This is a genomic window from Nocardioides sp. Leaf374 (genome assembly GCF_916862475.1).
GTDB lineage: Bacteria > Actinomycetota > Actinomycetes > Propionibacteriales > Nocardioidaceae > Nocardioides > Nocardioides kribbensis.
Map to the genome: position 1 here is coordinate 1 of NZ_CAKASO010000074.1, position 6,313 is coordinate 6,313.

Sequence of the window (6,313 nt, forward strand, 5' to 3'; positions counted from 1 at the left end):
CGCGGCCCGCACGCAGCTCGCCGCCGGCGACGCTGATGACGGCGTTGCCGTAGGCGAGCAGGAGGGCGGCCATGAGGGCCACCGAGAGGCCCGCGACGACCCAGGCCACCACGCCCGGCACGGCGACGACCACGGCCAGCCAGAGCGAGGCGACGAGCATCGTGCCCTGCACCCACCAGCGCAGGGGCACGGCGAGTCGCTCGCGGTAGGTCGGGGTCACGGGGCCCAGTTTCCCACTCCCGCCCGCCCCGCGGCGACCTGGGGCGGGTGCGAGCCGCGCGGGGGCCGACCGGGGAGGGCCGTGCGCGGCGCGGCCCGGCGCAGCGCGGGGCTAGGGTCCGGGCCATGAGTGACCTCGAGCTGCCCGTGGTGCGCCTCGACGCCGACCTGGCGCTGCCGGCGTACGCCCGTCCCGGTGACGCGGGCGCCGACCTGCTGACCACCGTCGACGTGACGCTGGCCCCCGGCGAGCGCGCGCTCGTGCCCACGGGCATCGCGCTGGCGCTGCCGGAGGGCTACGTCGGGCTCGTGCACCCCCGCTCGGGGCTCGCGGCGCGCCACGGCCTGTCCATCGTCAACAGCCCGGGCACCGTCGACGCGGGCTACCGGGGCGAGGTCAAGGTGCTCCTCGTCAACCTCGACCCGGGCGAGCCGATCCTGCTGCGACGCGGCGACCGGGTGGCGCAGCTGGTCGTGCAACGCGTCGAGCGGGTGCGTTTCGTCGAGGTCGACCGGCTCCCCGACAGCGAGCGCGGCCAGGGGGGTTACGGTTCTACCGGAGGCTTCGGCCAGGGCTGACCCCAGGGCCGCACCTCCGCAGCGCGCCCACCGCGCAGCCGCACCCGTCCGGGGTGGTGCCGGGTGGGCCGACCCAGACGATCCACCGAGGAGCAGGCTCTCGTGAAGTTCCGCCGCAAGTCCCAGGTCACCGCCGAGGAGCTCGACGACGCGTCGCAGCCCCAGGAGCCGGCCCGCGGCCCCTTCGACGCCGAGGACCTCCCCGACGACGGCGTCACCCGCGCCGACCTCGGCTCGCTGCTCATCGAGCCGAGCGCCGACCGCGAGCTGCGCCTGCAGGTCGAGGAGTCCACCGGCAAGGTGCAGGCGGTCATGCTGGCCGGCCCCGACGGGGCGCTGGAGCTGCGCGCCTTCGCCGCCCCCCGCAACGGCGACCTGTGGAGCGAGGTCAGGCCCCAGATCGCCGCCGACATGACCCGCCGCGGCGGCACCGCCACCGAGGTCGAGGGTCCCTTCGGCGTGGAGCTGCAGTGCCAGCTGGCCACCCAGCTGCCCGACGGCCGCACCGGCACGCAGCACTCGCGCATCATCGGCGTCAACGGCTCGCGGTGGCTGCTGCGCGCCACCCTCATCGGGGGCCCCGCCCGCGAGCCGGAGACGGCGGCCGACTGGGAGCACGTCATCACCCGGGTCGCGGTGCGCCGCGGCGAGGGCGCCATGCCCGTCGGGGAGGCGCTGCCGGTCTCGCTGCCCGACAACGCGCGCAAGGTGCAGCCCGCCCAGCGCACGGCCCAGGAGACCGGCCAGCAGCTCACCCAGCCGACGGGGGAGTAGACCGCCCGTGGGTGAGAAGAGCCGGCTGCGCCGCAGCATCAGCAAGTGGGCCAACAGCTCCGACCAGCACGCCCGCGACCTGCGCAAGACCTACTGCGAACCCGGCCACGACACGATCGCCGCCGCGCCCGACCGTGAGCGCGTCGTGCTGCGCGGCACGCTGCGCACGGTGACGCTGCGCCCGCGCGGCGGGGTGCCGGCCCTGGAGGCCGAGCTCTTCGACGGCTCCGGGGTCATCACCATCGTGTGGCTCGGCCGCCGCCGCATCGTCGGGATCTCCCCGGGGGTGTCCATGCAGGTGCAGGGTCGCATCGGCTGCCACGACGGTGTGCGCGTCATGTACAACCCGCGCTACGAGCTGATCCCGTGAGCGACCCGCTCCGTCCCGCCGGCGACCCCCTGTCCCGGTCCGCCGACCAGCCCGGCCCGCCCGTCGACCAGCCCGAGCACGACCCCGGGGTCGAGAGCGTCGAGGCCGTGGTGCGTGCGCAGCTGGCCAAGGCCCTCGGTGGGCGTCGCGGCATGGTCGAGGCGGCCGTGCCGACCCTCCTCTTCACCGTCCTGTGGCTGACCACGCGCGAGCTGAACCTGGCCATCGCGGTCGGCGGCGCGGCCGCCGCCCTGGCCCTGGTGGTGCGGCTCGTGCAGCGCTCCACGGTGCAGTTCGCCGTCAACGCGCTGGTCGGCATCGGCATCGGCTGGTTCTTCGTCGCTATCTCGGCGCGCAACGGCGGCAGCGCCGACGAGCAGGCGCTGGCCTACTTCCTGCCGGGCCTGATCTACAACGGCGTCTACGCCGTGGCGATGGGGCTGACCTGCCTGATCCGCTGGCCCCTGGTGGGCTTCATGGTCGGCAGCGTCACCGGCGACCCCACGGCCTGGCACGCCGACAAGCAGGTCGTGCGGCTGTGCACCACGCTGACGTGGCTGCTGGCCGTGCCGTGCGTCGTGCGGGTCGCCCTCCAGCTGCCGCTGTGGCTGGCCGGCCAGTCCGGTGCCATGGACGTCGACACGGTCGTCGCCGCGCTCGGCGTGCTCAAGATCGCGCTGGGCTGGCCGCTGCAGCTGCTCGCCCTCGGCGCGATGATGTGGGTGCTCGGCCGCAACCGCACGCCCGTCTCGCCCGCCGTGGCCTGAGCCCCGCCCGCCCCCGGGCGCCGCGCGGCCCCGGCGTACGCCGGTCGGCTCAGCCGCCGTGGGAGGAGGGCGCGAGCAGCCGCTCGAGCTCGTCCTCCTGCTCGGCCGGCACGACCAGCAGCAGCTCGTCGCCCGACTCCACCGGCTGCTCCGGGGTCGGCACGTAGACCTGGCCGTCGCGCAGGATGGTGACGAGCGCGCAGTTGTCGGGCAGCGGGATGAGGCCCGAGGGCTTGCCGACGTAGGGCGAGTCGCTGGGCAGCGTCATCTCGACCAGGTTGGCGTTGCCCTGGCGGAAGGTGAAGAGCCGCACGAGGTCGCCGACGCTCACCGCCTCCTCGACCAGGGCCGACATGATGCGAGGGGTCGAGACGCTGACGTCGACGCCCCACGCCTCGCTGAAGAGCCACTCGTTGTTGGGGTGGTTGACCCGTCCGACGGTGCGCGGCACCCCGAACTCGGTCTTGGCCAGCAGCGAGGCGACCAGGTTGGCCTTGTCGTCGCCGGTGGCGCAGATGAGCACGTCGCAGCGCTCCAGCCCGGCCTCCTCCAGCGAGGACATCTCGCAGCAGTCGGCCAGCAGCCACTCGGCGTCGGGCACCCGCTCGGGCTTGATGGAGCCGGCGTTCTTGTCGATCAGCAGGACCTGGTGGCCGTTGCCGATCAGCTCGCGGGCGATGGAGCGGCCCACGGCGCCGGCCCCTGCGATGGCGACTCGCACGTCAGTGCTCCTCAGGTCCTCGGTCGAGCACGGCGTAGGCATGGGCCGCGTTGTCCTCGCGGATCACCAGGTGGAGCATGTCGCCCTCCTGCAGGATCGTCTCGCGCGAGGGCAGCATGCCCTCGCCGAGCCGGTCGATCCACGCGATGCGGCTGCGGCTCTGCTCCTGCATGGCCACGGTGCGGTGGCCGATCCACGACTCGGGCACCGTGACGTGGTCGACGCGGATGGTGCCGCTGGGGTCGCGGAAGTCGGGCTCCGCGCCGGCGGGCAGGATCCGGCGCAGCACCTGGTCGGCGGTCCACTTCACGGTCGCGACGGTGGTGATGCCCAGGCGCTGGTAGACCTCGGCGCGGCCGGGGTCGTAGATGCGGGCGACGACCTGCTGGAGGCCGAAGGTCTCGCGGGCGACCCGCGCGGCGATGATGTTGGAGTTGTCGCCGCTGGAGACCGCGGCGAAGGCGTCGGCGCGACGGATGCCGGCCTTCTCCAGGACCTCCTGGTCGAAGCCGTAGCCGGTGACCTTGTCGCCGTTGAACCCCGGGCCGAGGCGCCGGAAGGCGTCCGGCTCGCTGTCGATGATGGACACGGTGTGGTTCCGGTCCTCGAGACTGCGCGCGAGCGTCGAGCCGACGCGGCCGCAGCCCATGATCACAACGTGCACGCCGTCACCGTATCGCCTAGGGCTCCGGGCCGTGCGTGCCGTAGCGTTCCGTCGCGTGGGAGTTGGCGACGTCTCGAAACGGATCCTGCTGGGACGCAAGCTGCGCAGCTCCCAGCTGGGGGAGACGCTGCTCCCCAAGCGCATCGCGCTGCCGGTCTTCGCCAGCGACGCGCTCTCCTCGGTGGCCTACGCCCCCGACGAGGTCTTCATCATGCTCTCGCTGGCCGGCGCCTCGGCCTACATGTGGTCGTGGAAGATCGCGATCGCCGTCGCGATCGTGATGGCGGCGGTCATCGCCTCCTACCGCCAGACCGTCCACGCCTACCCCAGCGGTGGCGGCGACTACGAGGTCGCCACCGTCAACCTGGGCCCGAAGGCCGGCACGACGGTGGCCAGCGCCCTGCTGGTCGACTACATCCTCACCGTGGCCGTCTCGATCTCCTCCGGCGCCCAGTACGCCGCGTCGGCCATCCCGGCGCTCAGCGGCCACGAGGCGACCTTCGGCTCGCTGCTGGTGCTGCTGCTGATGGCGATGAACCTGCGCGGCATCCGGGAGTCGGGCAGCTTCTTCGCGGCGCCGACGTACCTGTTCATGGTCGCGATCCTCGGCATGTGCGGCATCGGGCTCTTCCAGCTCTTCACGGGCAACCTGCCCCGCGTCGAGAGCGCCGACCTCACCATCACCCCCGAGCCGGGCCTCGAGGGCCCGCTCACCACCTTCGCGCTGCTCTTCCTGCTCGCCCGGGCCTTCTCCTCGGGCTGTGCCGCGCTGACCGGCGTCGAGGCGATCTCCAACGGCGTGCCGGCCTTCAAGCGGCCCAAGAGCAAGAACGCCGCCACGACGCTGCTGCTGCTCGGCATGATCGCGATCTCGATGATGGTCAGCGTCATCGTGCTGGCCCGCCAGATGGGGCTGAAGTACGTCGACCCCCACGACCTCGACCGGCTCACCCGCGACGGGCAGGCGCTGCCGGCCGACTACGACCAGCACACCGTCATCGCCCAGATCGCCGAGGCGGTCTTCCGCGACTTCCCGCCGGGCTTCTACCTCGTGGTCACGGTCACCGGCATCATCCTGGTGCTGGCCGCCAACACCGCCTTCAACGGCTTCCCGGTGCTGGGCTCGATCCTGGCCAACGACGGCTTCGCCCCCCGCGCGCTCGGCTCGCGCGGCGACCGGCTGGCCTACAGCAACGGCATCGTCTTCCTGGCGGTGATGGCCATCGTGCTGATCCTGGCCTTCGACGCCGAGACGACCCGGCTGATCCAGCTCTACATCGTGGGCGTCTTCGTGTCGTTCAACCTCAGCCAGCTCGGCATGATCCGCCACTGGACGCGGCTGCTGCAGACCGAGCGCGACCCCGCCGAGCGGCGCCGCATGGTGCGCTCGCGCCTGATCAACGCCATCGGGCTCAGCTTCACCGCCGTGGTGCTCGTGATCGTGCTGGTCACCAAGTTCCTCGCCGGCGCCTGGATCACGATCCTGGCGATGATCTTCTTCTACGCCCTCATGCGCGGCATCCGCGGCCACTACGACAAGGTCTCCGCGGAGCTGGCCGCCGACGAGGAGGACCGGGTCATGCCGACCCGCGTCCACGCGATCGTGCTGGTCTCCAAGCTGCACAAGCCCACGCTGCGCGCGCTGGCCTTCGCCAAGGCGACCCGGCCCAACGTGCTGGAGGGCATCTACGTCTCCGTCGACCCCGTGGCCACCGACAAGCTGCTCGCCGAGTGGGACGAGCGGAAGATGGACGTGCCGCTCAAGGTGCTCCACTCGCCCTACCGCGAGCTGGTGCGCCCGATCGTGGAGTACGCCACCGAGATCCGCCGCTCCAACCCGCGCGGGGTGGTCGCCGTCTACATCCCCGAGTACGTCGTGGGACGCTGGTGGGAGCAGCTGCTGCACAACCAGACCGCGCTCGTGCTCAAGGGCCGCCTGCTCTTCACCCCGGGGGTCATGGTGACCTCCGTGCCCTACCAGCTGCGCTCCTCGCAGATCGCCCGCGAGCGCCAGCTGTCCGACGACTTCCGCGTGCGACCCGGAGACCTGCGCCGAGGCCAGGTCGACGAGCGCCACCCCGACGAGCTGAGACGATGACCCGACACCCCCGCGCCCGCGCCGCCCGCCCCCGAGCCGCCCGTGGACGCTCCCGCGTCGGCGAGCGCTTCGAGGTCGAGGTCGGCCCCGTCGCCCACGGCGGTCACTGCGTGGCCCGTGT

At 72.7% G+C, this 6,313-nt stretch carries 8 protein-coding genes; 5 read left to right on the plus strand and 3 right to left on the minus strand.

Annotated elements, in window-relative coordinates:
* A partial coding sequence (locus LPA27_RS18920; RefSeq protein WP_228943527.1) for a DUF3093 family protein occupies positions 1 to 220 on the minus strand: 220 nt, incomplete at its 3' end.
* A gap of 125 nt (positions 221 to 345) precedes the next feature.
* Between LPA27_RS18920 and dut the strand changes: the two genes are divergently transcribed.
* From dut to LPA27_RS18940, 4 genes are all read left to right on the plus strand, one after another.
* Positions 346 to 798: a dUTP diphosphatase gene (gene dut / locus LPA27_RS18925; RefSeq protein ID WP_056862590.1), complete on the plus strand. Its 453-nt coding sequence runs from the start codon at positions 346 to 348 to the stop codon at positions 796 to 798.
* A gap of 102 nt (positions 799 to 900) precedes the next feature.
* The gene (locus LPA27_RS18930; RefSeq protein ID WP_056862591.1) at positions 901 to 1,572 is read left to right on the plus strand and encodes a DUF3710 domain-containing protein; all 672 of its coding nucleotides are present in this window, start codon (positions 901 to 903) and stop codon (positions 1,570 to 1,572) included.
* A 7-nt stretch (positions 1,573 to 1,579) separates the two neighbouring features.
* Positions 1,580 to 1,942 (plus strand): OB-fold nucleic acid binding domain-containing protein, encoded by a 363-nt coding sequence (locus LPA27_RS18935; protein WP_056862592.1) that lies wholly within the window; start codon positions 1,580 to 1,582, stop codon positions 1,940 to 1,942.
* Complete coding sequence (locus tag LPA27_RS18940; protein WP_228943529.1) at positions 1,939 to 2,709, plus strand: DUF3159 domain-containing protein; 771 nt, start codon at positions 1,939 to 1,941, stop codon at positions 2,707 to 2,709. The genes LPA27_RS18935 and LPA27_RS18940 overlap by 4 nt, the downstream gene beginning before the upstream one ends.
* 49 nt (positions 2,710 to 2,758) lie before the next feature.
* Here the strand turns inward: LPA27_RS18940 and LPA27_RS18945 are convergent, their stop codons facing one another.
* Positions 2,759 to 3,430 carry a potassium channel family protein gene (locus tag LPA27_RS18945; RefSeq protein ID WP_228943531.1) on the minus strand — a complete coding sequence of 224 codons (672 nt, stop codon included), beginning with the start codon at positions 3,428 to 3,430 and terminating at the stop codon, positions 2,759 to 2,761.
* Between the two features lies 1 nt (position 3,431).
* Positions 3,432 to 4,079, minus strand: coding sequence for a potassium channel family protein (locus LPA27_RS18950; protein ID WP_227489238.1), 648 nt, complete (start codon positions 4,077 to 4,079; stop codon positions 3,432 to 3,434).
* A 70-nt stretch (positions 4,080 to 4,149) separates the two neighbouring features.
* Here LPA27_RS18950 and LPA27_RS18955 point away from each other — a divergent pair, with 70 nt between their 5' ends.
* On the plus strand, positions 4,150 to 6,192 hold the full coding sequence (locus LPA27_RS18955; RefSeq protein ID WP_056862595.1) for an APC family permease: 2,043 nt from the start codon (positions 4,150 to 4,152) through the stop codon (positions 6,190 to 6,192).
* The last annotated feature ends 121 nt before the right edge of the window (positions 6,193 to 6,313 follow it).

Coding starts and splice junctions, on each gene's coding strand:
- dut (WP_056862590.1), top strand. CDS start 346: ATGAGTGACCTCGAGCTGCCCGTGGTGCGCCTCGACGCCGACCTGGCG.
- LPA27_RS18950 (WP_227489238.1), bottom strand. CDS start 4,079: ATGGGCTGCGGCCGCGTCGGCTCGACGCTCGCGCGCAGTCTCGAGGAC.